The sequence below is a fragment of the Corynebacterium argentoratense DSM 44202 genome (assembly GCF_000590555.1).
Taxonomy (GTDB): domain Bacteria; phylum Actinomycetota; class Actinomycetes; order Mycobacteriales; family Mycobacteriaceae; genus Corynebacterium; species Corynebacterium argentoratense.
On sequence record NC_022198.1, the window covers coordinates 1,475,816 to 1,494,142 of the forward strand.

Annotated in this window: 18 protein-coding genes; 2 read left to right on the top strand and 16 right to left on the bottom strand. The window is 59.6% G+C overall.

What is annotated here, in order from left to right; translation table 11 throughout:
- Nucleotides 1-3: 3 nt before the first annotated feature.
- Both CARG_RS06940 and CARG_RS06945 read right to left on the bottom strand, forming a co-directional pair.
- Nucleotides 4-558 carry a hypothetical protein gene (locus CARG_RS06940; protein ID WP_021011936.1) on the bottom strand — a complete coding sequence of 185 codons (555 nt, stop codon included), beginning with the start codon at nucleotides 556-558 and terminating at the stop codon, nucleotides 4-6.
- Between the two features lie 4 nt (nucleotides 559-562).
- Complete coding sequence (locus CARG_RS06945) at nucleotides 563-1,942, bottom strand: glycine--tRNA ligase (protein WP_021011937.1); 1,380 nt, start codon at nucleotides 1,940-1,942, stop codon at nucleotides 563-565.
- A gap of 566 nt (nucleotides 1,943-2,508) precedes the next feature.
- Here CARG_RS06945 and CARG_RS06950 point away from each other — a divergent pair.
- The gene (locus CARG_RS06950) at nucleotides 2,509-2,925 is read left to right on the top strand and encodes a Fur family transcriptional regulator (RefSeq protein ID WP_041747650.1); all 417 of its coding nucleotides are present in this window, start codon (nucleotides 2,509-2,511) and stop codon (nucleotides 2,923-2,925) included.
- Between the two features lie 80 nt (nucleotides 2,926-3,005).
- Here the strand turns inward: CARG_RS06950 and CARG_RS06955 are convergent, their stop codons facing one another.
- From CARG_RS06955 to CARG_RS07015, 13 genes are all read right to left on the bottom strand, one after another.
- The gene (locus CARG_RS06955) at nucleotides 3,006-4,058 is read right to left on the bottom strand and encodes a VIT1/CCC1 transporter family protein (RefSeq protein ID WP_021011939.1); all 1,053 of its coding nucleotides are present in this window, start codon (nucleotides 4,056-4,058) and stop codon (nucleotides 3,006-3,008) included.
- Nucleotides 4,055-4,786 (bottom strand): isoprenyl transferase, encoded by a 732-nt coding sequence (locus CARG_RS06960; protein WP_021011940.1) that lies wholly within the window; start codon nucleotides 4,784-4,786, stop codon nucleotides 4,055-4,057. Before CARG_RS06960 ends, CARG_RS06955 begins: the two co-directional genes overlap by 4 nt.
- A gap of 5 nt (nucleotides 4,787-4,791) precedes the next feature.
- Nucleotides 4,792-5,508: a DNA repair protein RecO gene (recO, locus tag CARG_RS06965; protein WP_021011941.1), complete on the bottom strand. Its 717-nt coding sequence runs from the start codon at nucleotides 5,506-5,508 to the stop codon at nucleotides 4,792-4,794.
- 18 nt (nucleotides 5,509-5,526) lie between these two features.
- Complete coding sequence (gene era / locus CARG_RS06970) at nucleotides 5,527-6,426, bottom strand: GTPase Era (RefSeq protein WP_021011942.1); 900 nt, start codon at nucleotides 6,424-6,426, stop codon at nucleotides 5,527-5,529.
- 5 nt (nucleotides 6,427-6,431) lie between these two features.
- Nucleotides 6,432-7,697 carry a hemolysin family protein gene (locus tag CARG_RS06975; RefSeq protein WP_021011943.1) on the bottom strand — a complete coding sequence of 422 codons (1,266 nt, stop codon included), beginning with the start codon at nucleotides 7,695-7,697 and terminating at the stop codon, nucleotides 6,432-6,434.
- Complete coding sequence (gene ybeY, locus CARG_RS06980) at nucleotides 7,694-8,284, bottom strand: rRNA maturation RNase YbeY (RefSeq protein ID WP_021011944.1); 591 nt, start codon at nucleotides 8,282-8,284, stop codon at nucleotides 7,694-7,696. The genes CARG_RS06975 and ybeY overlap by 4 nt, the downstream gene beginning before the upstream one ends.
- Nucleotides 8,284-9,270, bottom strand: a complete 987-nt coding sequence (locus CARG_RS06985; RefSeq protein WP_021011945.1) for a PhoH family protein — start codon at nucleotides 9,268-9,270, stop codon at nucleotides 8,284-8,286. Before CARG_RS06985 ends, ybeY begins: the two co-directional genes overlap by 1 nt.
- A 55-nt stretch (nucleotides 9,271-9,325) precedes the next feature.
- Nucleotides 9,326-10,036, bottom strand: a complete 711-nt coding sequence (locus CARG_RS06990; RefSeq protein WP_021011946.1) for a 16S rRNA (uracil(1498)-N(3))-methyltransferase — start codon at nucleotides 10,034-10,036, stop codon at nucleotides 9,326-9,328.
- Entirely contained in the window at nucleotides 10,033-11,151 is a 1,119-nt protein-coding gene (gene dnaJ / locus CARG_RS06995) for a molecular chaperone DnaJ (RefSeq protein ID WP_041747653.1), read from the bottom strand. The genes CARG_RS06990 and dnaJ overlap by 4 nt, the downstream gene beginning before the upstream one ends.
- 23 nt (nucleotides 11,152-11,174) lie before the next feature.
- Complete coding sequence (gene hrcA / locus CARG_RS07000) at nucleotides 11,175-12,179, bottom strand: heat-inducible transcriptional repressor HrcA (RefSeq protein WP_021011948.1); 1,005 nt, start codon at nucleotides 12,177-12,179, stop codon at nucleotides 11,175-11,177.
- Entirely contained in the window at nucleotides 12,179-13,300 is a 1,122-nt protein-coding gene (gene hemW / locus CARG_RS07005; protein ID WP_021011949.1) for a radical SAM family heme chaperone HemW, read from the bottom strand. Before hemW ends, hrcA begins: the two co-directional genes overlap by 1 nt.
- Complete coding sequence (locus CARG_RS07010) at nucleotides 13,297-13,971, bottom strand: hypothetical protein (RefSeq protein WP_021011950.1); 675 nt, start codon at nucleotides 13,969-13,971, stop codon at nucleotides 13,297-13,299. The genes hemW and CARG_RS07010 overlap by 4 nt, the downstream gene beginning before the upstream one ends.
- An 81-nt stretch (nucleotides 13,972-14,052) precedes the next feature.
- Nucleotides 14,053-15,822 carry an AMP-dependent synthetase/ligase gene (locus tag CARG_RS07015; protein WP_081761726.1) on the bottom strand — a complete coding sequence of 590 codons (1,770 nt, stop codon included), beginning with the start codon at nucleotides 15,820-15,822 and terminating at the stop codon, nucleotides 14,053-14,055.
- A 129-nt stretch (nucleotides 15,823-15,951) separates the two neighbouring features.
- On the opposite strand from CARG_RS07015, the gene CARG_RS07020 reads away from it, so the two are divergent.
- On the top strand, nucleotides 15,952-18,012 hold the full coding sequence (locus CARG_RS07020; protein ID WP_021011952.1) for a 4-alpha-glucanotransferase: 2,061 nt from the start codon (nucleotides 15,952-15,954) through the stop codon (nucleotides 18,010-18,012).
- Between the two features lie 18 nt (nucleotides 18,013-18,030).
- Here CARG_RS07020 and CARG_RS07025 read toward each other — a convergent pair whose 3' ends face one another.
- Nucleotides 18,031-18,315: a hypothetical protein gene (locus CARG_RS07025; protein ID WP_021011953.1), complete on the bottom strand. Its 285-nt coding sequence runs from the start codon at nucleotides 18,313-18,315 to the stop codon at nucleotides 18,031-18,033.
- Between the last annotated feature and the right edge of the window lie 12 nt (nucleotides 18,316-18,327).

Sequence of the window (18,327 nt, forward strand, 5' to 3'; positions counted from 1 at the left end):
GCGCTACATCAAAAACACGAGGATAATAAACGGGGTGAGGGCGATAAGCGACCACATCAAAATAGTGGTCGTTCCCACCAGGCGCTGCTCCACCACTGTGCGGGCCAGCCAGGCCAGATAGATTTCCTCCAACGGAGTGATCGTTGGCAGGGCAGCCTGCTCGGCAAGCGCTTCGGGGGTCTCCAACGGCTGGCCTTGCTCATCCGCCTGACCGAATTGGATGAGCATATTGCGCACATCATCACCAGTGAACTGCGCGACAAAGTTACCTTCGTGCAGGATCACCCATTCTTTCTTCCGCTCGTTGAGCAACTGGTACTCCCCACCCGACAAGGTGGTAGTGACCTGCTTAGCCTTCTTCAGCGAGCCTTTGTCTGCGACGGCAGAAAACGCGGCGTCATCACCAGAAAACGATCCAGTGGAGGCATCAAGGGTGTACACCTGCTCGCCGATGGTGGCGGAGGTATCCGTGAAAGAAGCCAGGTGCTCCGGGGTTTGATCCAGGCGGGTGGTGCCTCGGTGCAGCTCCGTGCGACCGCTCCACTCTAGGTAGTGCATGGTGTTAGCAGCCGATCAGACGCTGGGCTAGGTAGGCCTCGAGCTCGTCGATCTTGACGCGCTCCTGCTCCATGGTGTCGCGCTCGCGCACGGTCACCGCGCCGTCCTCCAGAGTGTCGAAGTCGACAGTCACACAGAAGGGAGTGCCGATTTCGTCCTGGCGGCGGTAGCGTCGGCCAATCGCACCGGAGGTGTCGTATTCGATGTTCCAGTGCTGACGGAGAGTTTCCGCGACCTTTTCCGCAGTGGGGGTCAACGTGTCCTTCTTGCTCAGCGGCAGGACGGCAACCTTGACAGGCGCCAGGCGACGGTCGAGTTTAAGCACGACGCGCTTGTCCACGCCACCCTTAGCGTTGGGGGCTTCGTCCTCATGGTAAGCATCCACCAGGAAGGCCATCATGGAGCGACCAAGACCCGCTGCAGGTTCGATGACGTACGGGATCCAACGCTCGCCGGTCTCCTGGTCGAAGTAGGACAGGTCCTCACCAGAGCCCTTGGCGTGCACAGACAGGTCGTAATCGGTGCGGTTGGCAACGCCCTCGAGCTCGCCCCACTTGGAGCCAACGAAGTTGAAAGCGTATTCCACGTCGACGGTGCGCTTGGAGTAGTGAGATAGCTTTTCCTGCGGGTGCTCGTACAGGCGCAGGTTATCGGGGTTGATGCCGAGGTCGACGTACCAATTGTAACGATGGTCAATCCAGTACTGGTGCCACTGCTCGTCGGTGCCGGGCTTGACGAAGAACTCCATCTCCATCTGCTCGAACTCGCGAGTGCGGAAGATGAAGTTACCCGGGGTGATCTCGTTGCGGAAGGACTTACCGATTTGGGCGATACCAAACGGAGGCTTCATACGCGCGGAGGTCATGACGTTCTTGAAGTTCACGAAAATGCCCTGCGCGGTTTCGGGGCGCAGGTAGTGCAAGCCTTCTTCGTCGTCGACGGGGCCAAGGAAGGTCTTGAGCATCCCGGAGAATTCGCGGGGCTCGGTCCAGTTGCCGGGCTGGCCGGTTTCCGGATCGGGAATGTCAGCCAGTCCGTTTGCTGGCGGGTGGCCGTGCTTTTCCTCGTAGGCCTCCAGCAGGTGGTCGGCGCGGTAACGCTTGTGGGTGTGCAAGGACTCCACTAGTGGGTCGGTGAAGACCTCCAGGTGGCCGGAAGACACCCAGGTCTGGCGAGGGAGAATAACGGAAGAGTCGAGGCCCACGACATCCATGCGGGAGGTCACCATGGAACGCCACCACTGCTTTTTAATGTTTTCTTTCAGCTCGACGCCGAGCGGGCCGTAATCCCATGCGGAACGGGTGCCGCCATAGATTTCACCGCACGGGTAGACCAGACCGCGTCGCTTGCACAGATTGACAACGGTGTCGATTACAGAAGCCACGATTCTCCCAAGGTTGGATGACAGGTATAGACCTAGGAGTCTAATAGATCACCGCCCCCTGCCCCACCCTGGGGTGCGCTTGAACAATTGCCCGCGTGGATGCCACCCAATGCGCGCCCCTACCGGTGCTTTGTGACAGAACACTCATAACACTTCCCACAGCCCTACCGTCACATGAAAGCACATGACTTACGCCACAACAGCTTCCAAAAATGCCTCCGCACGGCAGATAACTAACATTTTTCACTTTCATTTGGTGGTCATATCGACAAAAATCAGACTTTACCTGCGTTGTTAGTATGTGTTGGGTTACAAGCCTTCTGTACACCAATCGGGTCTCAATTCTAAGAAACGCTTAAACGCGCTTAGTATCAAAATGGTCCCCAAACAAGCACGATCCAAGAAAAGCAGACACAATCGGGCGAGCCACCCCGTTTGATTGCGATGTACTGTGTCTGTTTTGTGTTGTGTTTGGTTCGCACATTTCGCACTTTTCAACATGGAGGATAACTGTGGCACAAACCCGCACTGTCAAAAACATAAGCAAGGACAAGAAGAGCCCGCCCATGCCGAAGCTGGGCGCGCGCAGCACCCGCCAGCGTGCAGCTGTGGTCACGGTCCTTCGAGATCTCGAAAACTTCTACTCTGCCCGCTACATCCACGATGAGCTGATCGTCCGCGGCGAAAGCGTTGGTCTGACCACCGTGTACCGCACCCTGCAATCCCTCGCAGAAATCAACGCCGTCGACGTGCTGCACATGCACACCGGCGAAACCCTGTACCGCCACTGCGCTAGCAGCCACCATCACCACCACGTGGTCTGCACCAACTGCGGCAAGACCACGGAAATCGACGGTGGTCCCGTCGAGCAGTGGGCTGCAGAGCAAGCAGTCGAGCACGGTTACCGCTTGACCAACCACACCGCCGAGGTCTTCGGCCTGTGCCCTAAGTGCCAGGAAAAGGCAGACGCCGAAAACAAGTAAGCCACGCGCTGACACACATGTGGGGCATCCCTTTTTCACAAAGGGATGCCCCACTTTTTTAGCTAGTAGCTTGTGCAGCTCTACCCGAACAGGGAGCCTATGCCGTAGGTGGTGGCCGCAGCAGCTAGACCGATCGCAAGTTGCCGTAATGCTTTGAGCATCGGTGAAGTACCGGATAGTAAGCCGACGGTGGCTCCGGTGGTCAGTAGCGCCACGCTGACGATCACGGTGGAAGCAACCGCTGCCGTGTTCGTGGGCAAGTTAAGGATGAAGGGGATGATGGGCAACAGTGCCCCAGTGGCGAAGAAAAAGAATGACGATAACGCAGCCTGGGTGGGGCTTCCGGCAGCATCCAGGTTGCTGTCGTTGGTCAGGGAGTCCACCGGCTGATTATCTCGAATACTGCGCAGTGTTTGCTGGGCCTTGTGATCAGCGGTTGCGGCGTCCATCCCGCGCGCACGGTAGACAAGTGCCAGCTCGTTGGCGTTGACGTCCAACTGCGGCAACAGTGTGTTGGTCTTGGGATGGGGTGTGCTGGCTTCAAGCAGCTCCCGTTGGGACGCCACAGAGATGTATTCGCCGGCAGCCATGGACAAGGCGCCGGCGAGCAAGCCGGATAAACCCGTCAGCAGAATCGTGTGGTTACTTGCTCCACTGGCGAAAATACCCAGCACCAAGGCAAGGTTGGACACGAGCCCGTCGTTGGCACCAAAGATGGCCGCGCGGAATCCACCCGAAAGCTGTTGGCGGCCGCGTTGGGCAAGCCCGCGAACGACTTCTGCGTGAATGCGCTCATCGGCCGTCATCTGTTCGGTGGCGTCAGCGTCCTTGGAATAAGGCGTGCGGCTTTCCGCCGATTGCATCAATGCCAGGGTGAAAACACTGCCGAAGCGTCGCGCCAGAAACGCCATGGTGCGGGTACCCATGGATGGCCTACGTGGCATACCAAGGTCATTGCCAAGTTTGTTGCGCCAGTATTGCTCGTGGCGGTCTTCGGCTTCCGCCAACTTGAGCAGGATGTCGCGTTCTTCCCCATCAGCGGTGCGCGCAAGCTCGCGGTAGACAACTGCCTCTGCACGCTCGTTGGCCAGGTATTTTTGCCACCGCCGTATTTGTTTTTTATCGGGCGTCATTTGGTGCCACCGAACCGCCGGTCACGTTGGGCGTATTCATAAATCGCGTCATAGAGGTCTTCGGGTGTGTAGTCGGGAAAGAGCTTGTCCTGGAAGACCATCTCTGCATACGCCGATTGCCACAGCAGGAAATTACTGGTGCGCTGCTCGCCGCTGGGGCGCAAGAACAGGTCAACATCGGGCATGTCGGGGTCATTAAGGTAGCCACGCAAGCTGTTTTCGGTCAGCTGGTGGGGTTTGACGGTGCCGTTAGCTACGTCTTCGGCGAATGCGCGCGCGGCGTCAACAATTTCGGCGCGGCCACCGTAGTTGATGCACATCGCGAGTGTCATGCGCGTGTTGTTTTTTGTTAATTCTTCGGCTTCCTGGAGTTCTTTGATGACGCTGCGCCATAGGCGTGATCGTCGCCCCACCCATTTAATTTTGACGCCGCGTTCGTTAAGGCTGTCGCGTCGGGTGCGCAGCACATGGCGGTTAAAGTTCATCAGGAAGCGGACTTCCTCGGGGCTGCGCCGCCAATTTTCGGTGGAAAATGCGTAAGCCGATAGGTAGGGTATGCCCAGCTCTAGGCAGGTGTCGACCATGGTGTCGAGGACTTGCTCGCCGCGTTTGTGCCCTTCGGTGCGTTTCATGCCGCGTTGTTGTGCCCATCGGCCGTTGCCGTCCATCACAAGCGCGATGTGTTGCGGCAGGAATTGGGGGTCGAGTTGCTGCGCTGGGTGGTTCACGCTGTCTATTGTTCCACAGTGCGTAGGCTGCGCAAACGTTGCTCGGTATGCCAGTGGAAGTAGTCGAGAGTCAGGTTGTGTGCGGTGTGGATGTCCACCGAGTTGGCTGCGGCTGCAAGTTCGGTGTGGCCTGCGAGGATCCACCAGAGGATGCGGAGGCTTTCGCCTGGCGCTGGGGTTGCTGCGGGTGGTCGGCAATCTTCGCACACTGCACCACCCGATGCTGGGTGGAAGTGATGGTGGGGCCCCGGTTTTTCGCAGTTTGCGCAGTTGTACAGGGTGGGTTCCCATCCGTTGTGCCTCATGGTGGTGAGGATGAATGCGTCGATGGCGATGGTCGGGTGCACAGGGATGCACTCGAGTGCACGGGTGGCCTGGTCAAAAGTGTAAGGGTCGCCCGGTGGGGTGTGCAGCGTGAGCTTTTGGGCGGCCTCTAGGATGATGGCGCCAGCAGTGTAGTGGTCGTAGTCGTCGATCAGTTTGCCGTAGTGGCGGATGGTGTCGGCTTGCGTGAGAGTGGCGAGGTTGCGCCCGGGGTACAGATTGACGTCGATCAGGTTGAATTGCTGCACTCGGGCGCCGAAACGGCTGTTGGTTCGGCGGATCCCTTTGGCGACGGCGCGTACAACCCCGTGGTTGCGTGTGAGTAGGGTGACGATGCGGTCGGCTTCGCCAAAGTCGTAGGTGCGGGTGACGAGCGCTTGGTCTCTGAAACTACGCACGGTGTGCCCCGTTAGCTTTTAAAAACCTAGGCGGCCCAGGGCTTTGGGGTCGGACTGCCAGTTTTTCAAGATTTTGATGCGTAGGTCTAGGTAGACGTTGCAGCCGAGCAGCTCGATGATTTCTTTTCGCGCGGTGTGCACGATGCGGGACAGTCGGCGCCCGTCGCGTCCGGCGATGATGGTTTTCTGGCCGGGCCGCTCAAGGTACATGATGGCGTGAATGTTGAGCTTGTCGGGGTTGTTGTCGTCGGGGATGATCTCATCAATTTCCACAGCCACGGAGTGCGGTAGCTCATCGCGCAGACCGGAGAGTGCCGCTTCGCGAATGAGCTCTGAGATGCGGGTGTCGCGGTCTTCGTCAGTGGTGTGATCTTCCGGGTAGAACTTAGGCCCTTCCGGAAGATATGTGGTGATGACGTCGAGGAGGGTGTCTGTTTGCTCGCCCGCTGTGGCGCTCACGGGCACGACGTCTGACCCACCGATCATGTCGTAAACGGCGACGAGCTGTTCTGCGATCTGGTCTCGGCTGGCTTTGTCCGTCTTGGTGACGATGCCGACGATGGGGGTTTTGGGCGTTGCCTTCTTGACGGCGTCGAGGATCCAGCGGTCACCGGGGCCGATTTTTTCATCTGCGGGGATGCACAGGCCGATGACGTCAACATCGGTGTAGGTGTCTTTAACGATGTCATTAAGGCGCTCGCCCAGCAGGGTGCGGGGCTTGTGCAGGCCGGGGGTGTCGACGATGATGATCTGTGCGTCCTCGCGGTGGACGATCCCGCGGATCGGCCGACGCGTGGTCTCTGGTTGGTTCGCCGTGATTGCGATTTTTTCGCCCACGAGGGCATTCGTCAGTGTAGATTTGCCGGTGTTGGGGCGGCCCACGAAGCTTACGAAGCCAGAGCGAAAAACGTCAGTCACGTGTTTCAGGGTACCTCAATGACAACAGCAGTCGTGCGCAGGCGGCCGCGGCGGTCTCTAGTGCCCTCACTGGTCAGTTTCAGCCCATTGCTTTCCACCGTCACACCGGGAAGAGGTACACGCCCTAACTCGTAGGCGAGCAAACCACCAATGGTGTCAACCTGGTCCAGAGTGTCCTCGGGAAACTCAATGTCCAACAATTCGGCCACGTCATCCAGGCTCAGGCGTGCGACGACACGGTAGCGTCCATCGCCTAGTTCCTCTGTGGTCGCCTGCTCCGCGACGTCATACTCATCGGCAATGTCGCCAACGATTTCTTCCAAAATGTCTTCGATCGAGATCAGTCCGGCGACGCCACCGTATTCGTCGATCAAGATGGCAATGTGGTTGCGGTGCAGCTGCATGTCATGGAGCAGGTCATCCAGCGGCTTGGAATCCGGCACGAAGGTTGCCGGGCGCATGATATCTTTGACCTTCACGCTATGGCCTCCGTCTGTGGCGTGATAGGTCTGCTGCACCAAGTCCTTCAGATAGACAATTCCCTGAATATCATCGACTGTCTCGCCCACCACGGGGATACGAGAATGCCCGCTTCGCACGCACAATGCTGTGGCTTGACCAGCAGTTTTTTTGTCTTCAATCCAAATCATCTCCGGGCGAGGCACCATGACGCTGCGGGCGGTGGTGTCGGCCAGATCGAAGACATTTTGGATCATCTGGCGCTCTTCGCTTTCCACCACGCCACTATCTTGGGCGAGGTCCACCATTTCGCGAAGTTCGACTTCCGTGGCGAACGGGCCGTCTTCGAAGCCCGGGCCGGGTGCCAACTTTCCACCGATCCACACGAGGATTTTGGTGATGGGGCCCAGCACGAAAGCCAGGGCAGACAACACTAGCGCCGCCTGGATGGAGACCGTGTAGGGGTTGCGGCGGCCGACGGTGCGGGAGAACACACCGGCGATCACGTAGGTGATAGTGGCGACCACCGCAACGGCGGCGGCTATGGCCCAACTGCGGCTGCCGATGAGTTCTAGGGCAAGTGCGCCCCCGACAACAGCGGCTGTGGTGTCCAAAAGAGTGCGCAACAAGATCAACAGGTTGATGTTGTCACTGCGATGGTTAAGGACCTTTAACAGTGCCGCAGCGCCCTGGCGTTCTTCCTTTACTAGCTCTTCGACGCGTGCGCGGGATAGTGCCGTGACCGCTGACTCGACTGTGCCAAGAACAGCGGACAGCAGTGCCGCTAGGGCGACTACCAGCAGTTCGATCATGTACGGTCAGCCGCCGTGGGAAACGCTTCGGGCGTGTTGGGTTTGGGCTGGTAGTTCACCCCACGCTGCTTGCAGTCGTCGTACCACAAGCGCAGCAGCTCATTTTGCAAAGAGAACATGTGCTGCTCTTCGCTGGGTTCAATGTGGTCGTAGCCCAGCAAGTGCAGGCAGCCGTGAACGGTCAGTAGGGCTAGCTCGTGGGCTAGGCTATGCCCCGCCTTCTTTGCTTGCTTCGCAGCAAAGCTAGGGCACAGCACAATGTCACCCAGCATCGCGGGACCGGGTTCGTTCGCATCCGGCCGCCCACCGGGGGTGAGCTCGTCCATTGGAAAGCTCATCACGTCGGTAGGCCCTTCCAGATCGAGCCACTGGACGTGCAGGTCAGCGATGGTGTCTTCGTCGACGATGTAGATGTTGAGCTCGGCTTCAGAGTGCACGTCCATGCGCGACAAAGCGAAGGAAGCCACATCGATCAGCGCTTCCTCGTTAACGCCATCCACAGCATCTGCAGCGTCCACAGCATCTACGGTGTCTGTAGCGTCTTGGGTGCCATAGGTGGGGTCTTCGTTAAAAACCTCGATGTGCATTACTGCCCCTGTGTCTCTGTGTCGACGGCGTGCCCCGCGCCATTCTCGCGGGCGCTTTTATTGTCGTAATTATCGTAAGCGTCGACGATGCGTCCGACCAGTTGGTGGCGCACGACGTCTTCGCTACCGAGTTCGCTGAAGTGCACTCCGTCGATTCCTTTGAGGATGTGGCGCACGACCTTCAGTCCGCTGTGCTGGCCACCAGGCAGGTCAACCTGGCTGATGTCACCGGTAACGACCATTTTGGAGCCGAACCCTAGGCGGGTGAGGAACATCTTCATCTGCGCGGGGGTGGTGTTTTGGGCCTCGTCCAAAATGACGAAAGCGTCGTTGAGGGTTCGCCCGCGCATGTAGGCCAGCGGGGCGACTTCTACGATTCCGGATTCCATCATTTTGGGGATGGATTCTGCCTCTACCATGTCGCGCAGTGCATCGTGCAGGGGGCGCAGGTAGGGGTCGATCTTCTCATTCAGTGTGCCGGGGAGGAATCCCAGCTTCTCCCCTGCTTCGACCGCCGGGCGGGTCAAGATGATGCGGCTAACTTCCTTATTATTAAGCGCCTGCACAGCCTTGGCCATCGCCAGATAGGTCTTGCCGGAACCCGCGGGGCCTATGCCGAAGACGATGGTGTTCTCATCGATGGCTTCCACGTATGCTTTCTGGCCTGTGGTTTTGGGGCGCACTACTTTGCCGCGGCGGGCGATGATGTCGTCGGCGACGATCTGACGGACGCTGTGCACCGCCCGGGTGGTGTGTTTGACGGAGTCGGGGCTCAGCGCGTAGCCACGGCGTGCCATGGATTCGAGGTCCCTTAAGACCTTCACGGCCTGTGCGACGTTGTGGTCTTCGCCGTTGATGGTGACCCTGGTGCCGCGCACAAAAATGTCGCAATCCAGGTATTTTTCCATCGCTTTGAGGTTGGCATCGTTGGTACCGAGCACTGTTTGTGCGTGGGATGCGTCAAGCTCGAACTCTTGGGTGATCATAGTAGCCAATCAGTGTAGCAAGGTGGGGTACGTGTGTTGGTCTCGTCGGTGGGCTTTACCAGCGGGTGAGCGCACCGATTCCGGCGAGTGCGGCGAAGCCTGCTGTAGCGGTCCTCAAAATTTCGGGGCCGAGTTTTGCAGCACGGCCGCCCGCGCGGGTGAATGCCTCGTACTCTTCGGGGGAAATACCCCCTTCTGGGCCGACGATCAGCATGATGTCGCCGCGTAGATCCATGCTGCGCAGAGGCTGGTCGGCGGTTTCGTGTAACACGAGTACGGGGCCTCTGCCCTGCTCAATGTGTTGTTCGATCAGGGTGATGACGTCGCGGGTGCGATGCAGCTGTGCGACTTCGGGCCACCAGGCACGCCGGCATTGCTTGGCTGCTGCGGTGACGGTCTTTTCCCATTTTGCGTGCGCTTTGGCTTCTTTACCGGCCCATTTCGCGATACTGCGGCTGGCTTGCCAGGGGATGATGGTGTCGGCGCCTGCCTGGGTCAGTAGGTCGACGGTCAGTTCGCTGCGTTCGGATTTCGGCAGAGCTTGGACAACGGTGATGTGTTGGGCGCGCTCCACCGTGTCAATGTGTTCAACGTCGACTTCGACGGCGTCCTTAGACACCGCGGTGACTGTGCAAGTGGCGCTGCGGCCCTGGCCGTCAACCAGCACAATCTTCTCGCCCACGGTGATGCGCTTGACCTGCACGTGGTGTGCTTCGGCGCCGCGCAGCCCGTCGAGCGTTGAGGAATAGAAAACGGGAAGCGTCATGAGCGCCGGAACTTGTTTCGCAATCGGTCAAACAATCGACCGTTTTCTTGGTTGACTGCCGTGTTTTCCCCTCTGTGTTCCCGCAACTGCTCGAGCAGCGAGCGGCTGGTGCCATCGAGGTCAGTGGGGACGGTGACATCGACGTGGATGAGCAGGTCACCAAATTCTTCGGAGCGCAGTCGCGGCATGCCTTTTCCAGCCTCGCGCAGTGCGGTGCCGGGCTGGGTGCCGTTGGCGATGGTAACGGTGATCGGCTCGCCCACCAGGCTGTCGAGTGTGAGCGTGGTGCCCAACGCGGCGTCAACCATAGGAACGGTCGCGCTGACGTGCAGGTTGTCGCCGTCTCGGGTGTATATCGGGTGGGGTTCAGTATGGACCTCGACATAGAGGTCCCCTGCCGGGCCGCCGCCGTGGCCGACCTCGCCTTGACCTGCCATGCGAATGCGCATTCCGTCGCGAATTCCTGGGGGAATGTTGACCACCAGGTCTCGGCGGCTCAGGCTGCGTCCGTCGCCGTGGCAGTTGTTGCATGGGTTTTCGATGACGTCGCCGTAGCCCTGGCAAGTGGGGCATGGGCGTGAGGTCATGACGTTGCCAAGGAAACTGCGCTGTACCTGTTGGATTTCGCCCGCACCACCGCAGCTAGAGCAGGTAACCGGCTTGGATTTGGTGGCGCTGCCGGTGCCTTCGCAGGCGCTACACAGCACAGCGGTGTCAACCGTGATGTCTTTCTTGGCACCCAAGTAGGCTTCGGCCAGTGTGATGGTGGTGCGCAGTAGTGCGTCGTTGCCGGGTTCGGTGCGTGGGCGGGGGCCGCGGCCTTGTGCCCCGCCGAAGAATGCGTCGAAAATGTCGCCGAATCCGCCGTAGCCTGCGTTGCCACCGCCGCCTTGGGCTTGTTCCATGGGGTCGCCGCCAGCGTCGACGATGCGGCGTTTATTGGGGTCACTGAGTACTTCTTGCGCGAGGGAAATCTCGCGGAATTTCTCGGCGGCTTCCTCCGTGTCGTTGACATCGGGGTGGTATTTGCGGGCCAGTTTACGGTAGGCCTTTTTGATCTCGGAGTCGCTCGCATCGCGCTCCACGCCGAGGATCCCGTAGTAATCTCGTGCCACGGTGTTTTTCACGGTCCTTTCTGTTAGTTGCCGCCCAGGACACGGCTCACGTACTGTGCAACGACCGAAACCTTAGAAATTGTTCCCGCGTAGTCCATGTATGTGGGGCCAACCACGCCCATGCTACCGAATGGGGTGTCTGGCCCATAGCCGGTGGCCACTATTGATGCGCCGTGGAGTTCGTCTCCGATGTGTACGCGCACGTGGCCGAGTTCTTGCGCTTCGGCTAGCAGTCTGAGCACCACCACTTGCTCCTCGAGCGCTTCGAGAACTGGCGGCAGCCCCTCGGGGAATTCTCCGCGGATCAGGTGGGAGGCTCCGGCGAGGATGAGTTTGTCGCTGGGCGCTTCGACGAGTGTTTCGATGAGCACAGTGGCACATCGGATGACGACGTCGCGGATGTCGCTGGGCGCTTCCTCGGCAAGCTCTGCGATGGACACGCTGGCGTCGGAGAGTGTTTTGCCGGCGAGCGCCCGGTTGAATAGTTCGCGCAGTCGGCTGGCGGTGCCTGGGCTGCACGGGTTGGCTATGTCGACGTTGCGTTGCTCCACGCGCCCTGTGTCGGTGATCAGCACGAGCAGCAGGCGGTAGGGGGTGAGTTCAACGACTTCGCAGTGTCGCACGCGGGAGACGTTGAGTGTGGGAATTTGCACGACGGCTGCTTGGCGGGTCAATTGGCTGAGCAGTTGGACGGAGCGGCGCAGGACGTCTTCGAGGTCCACTCCCCCTTCGAGAAAGCTGGATATCGCCCGGCGTTCGGCAACAGACAGGGGTTTGATTTCGTCGAGGGTATCGACGAAGAGTCGGTAGGCCTTGTCTGTTGGGATGCGGCCGGAGCTTGCGTGTTGGCTGACGATGTAGCCTTCTTTTTCCAGCGCGACCATGTCGTTGCGGATGGTGGCGCTGGATACACCCAGTTGGTGGCGTTCGAGTAGCGTTTTGGAGCCGACGGGTTCGTGGGAGGCGATGTAGTCGGCGACGATGGCACGTAGGACTGCTGCGCGGCGTTGTTGTGCGGCTTTGCTCATCATTGTCCTTCCGCTACGAGAATGTCGGCAATGATTCCGTCTGCAAGGAGCCTCCCTGCGTCTGTGACGTGCAGCCTACCGTGTGTGCGTGCTAGGAGTCCACGGTTGATGTAATCAGCAATGACGTCACGGGCGCCGGCGCCGATGATCTCCTCGCGGATGCCTTCGCGCAGGCGTAGCCCGAGCATGAGTGCTTCGGTGTGGCGGTCGTGTGGTGTCAGTTCCTCGCTGCCGGCTTGCGGTTGGGTAGCTTGTGCGGCGTAAGTGGCGGGATGTTTGACGTTGTAGAAGCGGGTGTTTCCGATGTGCGAGTGTGCGCCGGGGCCTGCCCCGTAGTAGTCGTGGTCGCGCCAGTAGCCCAGGTTGTGCAGGCATTGCCCGCCGGGTTTGGCCCAGTTGGACACTTCGTACCAGTCGAAGCCTGCTGTGGACAGCGCCTGGTCGATCATGGCGTAGCGGTCGGCGTAGGTGTCTTCGTCCGGTTGAGGGATGATCCCTTTGCGTACTTTGCGGGCCATGGCGGTGCCGTCTTCGACAATGAGCGAGTAGGCGCTGACGTGGTCGACAGGGGCGTCGAGAACCGCGTCGAGCGTGGCGCGCAGGTCGTCATCGCTTTCGCCGGGGGTGCCGTAGATGACGTCAAGGTTGAGGTGTTCGAAGCCTGTGGCGTGTGCTTCCGCAATGGCTTGGAATGCACGCCCCGGGGTGTGGCGCCGCTCGAGGATGCGTAGCACGGTGGGGCTGGCTGATTGCATGCCGAGGGAGACACGGTTGTACCCGACAGCCCGGATGTGGTCGAAGAATTCCTGCGAGGTGGACTCTGGGTTGGCTTCGGTGGTGATTTCCGCGTGTGCAGCGACACCGAAGCTGTTACGCACCGCCCGAAGAACGCGCTCAAGGCCTGCCGCACCGATCAGCGAAGGTGTTCCGCCGCCGATAAATACGGTGTCTGCTGGCCCTAGAGGATAGGTCTGCGCTGCGGCGTCGAGTTCTTTTTCCAGCGCATCAAGATAGCTGTCGGGGCTGGATCCCCCTAGCTCGCTGGGGGTATAGGTGTTGAAATCGCAGTAGCCGCAGCGGGAGGAGCAAAACGGCACGTGCACGTAGACCCCGAAGGTCACGCTCCACCTGCCTGCTGGAGGGCACGCTGGACGCGGGCGACGACGGCGTCAATACGCGCGCGTTCGCCAAGGAAGGTGGGCGGGTTGGATCCGCGCATCGCTTGGGCGTAGGACGGGTCAAGCAAGACGACGCAATCGATCCACGCGTGCGCGCAGTCTTCCACTAGGGCTTTGGTGCGGCCGTAGAGCATGGGCAGGCTGATCGCGCTTAGGTCTGCGGCGGCGACGGCTGTTTGGTCGAGGACCCATTCGACGACGCGTTCACAATGTTTGACGACGGCGCGGGTGCGGGCGTCCAGCGCGGTGAAATGCTGCTCCACCCCTACCGGGCCGTCGAGCGGGAACCATTCGCACAAGGTGTCGGCACCCAAGGGATTGGGGCGCTGCACTGTCGGTTCGCGGCGTTCCCGGCTGACACCGACAGTGCCGCCGCGGATACCGGAGGATAATGCTTGGCGCACGCCATAGAGTTCAGCGGATACAACGCGGGAATCGTTGCGGGCATCAGTGATGATTTCATCGAATTCGATGAGGCAGTCGCGGACGAGGTGAACGTCCCAGTCGGCCACCGCCTCGGCGAGGTTTTCAATATAGGCGGCTACCTCATCGCCGATGTTGTAGACCTCTTGGGTGAGTTCACGGTGGCGCAGCTGGGCGTCTGCACGGTGCACGGCTGCTCCTTTTCCCACGAGTTAACTTGATCGGAGCACAACTCTAGACGGCGACAGGCCACGAGTTGTGGTGCCTCGCCGCTAGCGCTTGTAGAGGAAGTCGATTTCTTCCGAGAAGCGTCGTACGACGACGTTGCGCTTGATCTTCATCGTGGGTGTCAGTTCGTTTTCCTCTTCGCTCAAGTCACGGTCGAGGATGTAGAACTTCTTAATGGCTTCTGCGTGGCTGACCAGCGAATTTGTTTCGTTGATGGCGTCTTGAATTTCGGCGCGCAGCATGGGGTCTACTGCTAGGTCGGACACCGTCTTGGATGCTGGAATGTTGTGGTCAAGCTTCCACCGGTTAAATGCTTCTTCATCAAGCGAGACCAGCACGCCGACGAAGGGCTTACCGTCGCCGACCACAAGCGCCTGGGAGATCAGCGGGTGGCTGCGCAAACGGTCCTCCAGCGGGCCAGGGGAAACATTTTTACCACCGGCGGTGACGATGAGGTCTTTCTTGCGACCGGTGATCGCGATGTGCCCACTGTCGAGCACTTCGCCTAGGTCGCCGGTGTTGAACCAGCCGTCCTCCATGGACTCTGCGGTGGCCTCGTCATTATTCCAATATCCGGCAAAAAGGCTTTCGCCCTTGAGTAGGATTTCGCCCTCCTCGTTGATCTTCACGGACATGCCACCCACGGGGCGTCCGACGGTGCCAATAATGTTGGTGTCGCCGAAGTTCACTGCGGCTGCGGCTGCGGTTTCGGTCAGTCCGTAGCCCTCATAGATGGTCACGCCCAGTCCGCGGAAGAAGTGCAGCAGCTCAGGGTTCATCGCCGAGCCACCGGAGATGCAGTACTTCACGGACGATCCCATGGCGGCACGGATCTTGGAGTAGATCAGTTTGTCGAAGGTTGCGTGCTTGAGCTTCAGTGAACGGCTGGGGCCCTCTTCGCTATCCAATGCGCGGGAGTAAGCACGCGCAACTTGTTCTGCTTTGGCGAACATGGTGGCTTGCACGGGGCCTTTTTCTTTTGCGTTGGCCATCGCACCGGCATGGACCTTTTCGAAGACTCGGGGCACGCCGAGGATGAGGTTGGGCCGTGCACGCTGGAATTCCACGGACAGTGACGAGGTGTCGGACCAGTGGGACTGAGTGGCGCCACCGATGGCGACTGCCAGGGACACTGCGCGGGCAAGCACGTGCGCCAAGGGCAGGAAGGTCAGCACGCGTGTGCCTGGGATGGCGATCGCACCAATGGGGTGGGTCAGCAGTGCGCGTACTTCAGCAAGCCAGTTGTGGTGGGTGAGTTTGCAGCCTTTGGGGCGGCCGGTTGTGCCAGAGGTGTACACCAGCGAGGCGAGGTCCTCCGAGGTGGTGGCATCGATGCGGGCCTGGACTTCTTCGTCGCTGATGCTGCGTCCCTCAAACTTGAGGGTGGTGATGGCCGAGCTGTTGATCTCCAGGATGCGGCGCAGCTGCGAGGTGGAGTCTTTAAGGGCGGGGTTGCCCTCAGAGTCGAGCTCCAAGTGCTTCATCAGGTCCGTGTGGTCGGGGGTTTCGGAGATGGCGAAGACCGCACCAGAATCTTCAATAATCCAGCGCACCTGTGACACTGATGAGCTACCGTAGATCGGCACGCTTACAGCTCCGGCTGCCCAGATGGCGTAGTCGAGGAGGGACCATTCGTAGCGGGTTTCGCTGAGCAGGGCGACGCGGTCGCCTTTTTGCACGCCGTTGGCGATGAGGCCTTTGGCTACTTCGAATACTTCGTCTGCGAATTCTCTGGCTGTGACGTTGACCCATTCAAAGCTTTTCGGGCGAGTGAACATCACGCCGTAGGGGCGGGCGTGCGCCATGGCGAGCATGGCGGTCAGGCAGGTTTCTTTGCGTCCGATGGTGTATTCGGCTGGCGTGCTGTATTCGGTTTCCACAAATATCTCCTCGTTTTTGTTCACGTCTAGGCTACCTGCTTGGCCTGACTAAGATGTTGAGGTGTGAGCACTTTTGATGAGCAGTTGCGTGGTTTGGCCGATTCTTATGGGATTGCGACGCAGTTCTATTCCTATACCGGCGAACACGTCCAAGTTTCTACGGATACGCTGCTCAAGACGCTGCATGCGCTGGGGGTTGATCTTGCTGAGCACACTGAAGAGGCTATCGAGGGGGCCTATCGACGCCGCGAGGATGCGCGATGGTCGCGCCTGTTGCCTCCCTGCGTAGTGACCAAGCAGGGCGACCAGCCCCGAGTGGATGTCCATGTTGATGATGGCGCCCCCGTCGAGGTGTGGATTACCTGCGAGGATGGCAGCCGTCGCGAGGCTTTTCAGGTGGATAATTTCAATCCTCCCCGCGAGGTTGAGGGGATTTTGCGGGGGGAGGCCACGTTTGGGCTGCCAGAGGACCTGCCTTTGGGGTGGCACCGTTTGCACGCGCGCTCGACGGGTTCAGAGGAAGTTGTCGATTTGATTGTGACGCCGCGTCGCTTGTCGACTGCGGATGCTTTTGTTGCCCAGCCTGCCTCGGGTGTGATGGTGCAGGTTTATTCGGTGCGCTCCTCAGATAGTTGGGGCATGGGCGATTTTCATGACGTCGCTACTTTGGCCGACATGGTGGCGCGAGAAGCCGGCGCTGATTTTCTGCTGATCAATCCTTTGCACGCTGCCGAGCCTGCCCCGCCTGTTGAGGATTCGCCCTACTTGCCAACCACCAGGCGTTTCGTCAATCCGCTGTATCTGCGTATTGAGGATGTGCCCGAGTACAATCACGTCACTTTTACGGATGCACAGCGCGAGGTGTTTGCCCAGCTTAAGGCTTTGAGCTCCAGCGGCGGTTTGATTGACCGCAACCGAATTTACGAGGCAAAGCTGGCTGCCTTAATACAAATGTTTGAGGCTCGCCTGCCGGAGCGCGAAGCTGCTTTTGATGCGTTTGTGGCGCACGAGGGCGAAGGACTTGAGCTCTTTGCCCGATGGTGTGCTGCAACCACTGGCGTGGATCCCGTGTTTTATATGTGGCTGCAGTTCCTGTGTGATGAGCAATTGGCTGCAGCACAGGCCGCAGCTAAAGATGCGGGAATGCGGATCGGCATCATGGCTGATCTTGCTGTGGGCGTGCATCCTGGCGGTTCCGATGCTCACAACTTGTCTGCGGTGCTCGCTTCCGAAGCCTCTGTTGGCGCCCCGCCGGATGGTTACAACCAGCTGGGTCAGGATTGGTCGCAGCCCCCGTGGCACCCGGTAGCTTTAGCAGAGGCCGGTTACCGTCCTTGGCGCGACATGCTACGCACGGTACTCAAGCATGCCGGCGGTATTCGCGTTGACCACGTGCTCGGCTTGTTCCGCCTGTGGTGGATCCCCCGGATGCAGCCGGCGACCACGGGCACCTACGTCTACTACGACCATGAGGCCCTCGTGGGGATCTTGGCACTAGAGGCCGAGCGTGCGGGCGCGGTCGTCATTGGTGAAGACCTTGGCACCTTTGAGCCGTGGGTGCAGGATGCTTTGGCCGAGCGTGGCATCATGGGCACCTCAATTTTGTGGTTCGAGTCCGAGGGCGATCAACCTAAACATGCTGGCCATTACCGCCCCTTGGCGCTGTCCTCGGTGACCACGCATGATCTTCCTCCGACGGCTGGCTTCCTAGCCGGCACTCACATCCGCTTGCGTGACGAGCTCGGCCTGTTTGAACGCCCCATCGAGGTCGAGGAAGCTGAGGACGTCGCGTGGCAAAACCGGGTGCTGTCACAGGTTGCGGAGTATGGCTTCTGTCCGCCGTTGGAAAGCGACAAGCGCGGCCAACGCGGCGACACTCTAGAACTCGTAGCCGGCTTGCACCGCTATGTGGCCTCTACCCCCTCGGCGTTGGCATGTACCTCTTTGGTGGACATGGTCGGCGATGTGCAGGCCCAAAACCAGCCGGGCACCACCAAAGACCTGTACCCCAACTGGTGCCAGCCTTTACGGGATGAAACCGGTGCTGTGGTGCTTCTCGAAGAGCTCACGCGCCACCCCTGGTTTCGCGTTATTGCGGAAGCTGGCAGGCGCCCCAACGGCTAGTTGTCCACGCCCTACTTGTTACATGCCGAGAAGCCAGGCGACGATCACGATAATGATCAGCAGGATCAGCACCTGCTTGACGCGCGAAGTGCCGAAAGGCTTCTTCGGCTTGTTGGGTTGTGTTGGCTGCGACATAGGCTCCAACCTTAACACTCGCAGCTTGGCGTTGAGGTTATCGACGCCCCACACCATCGCGTAGGCCAGTGGGGCACACACAGCGATAACACCGATGAACACCAGGGGAACCTGCAACCACAGGGGGGCTGTGGTCAGGAATTGTCCGAAACCGTCGATGGCGCTCATGCATTCAACAGT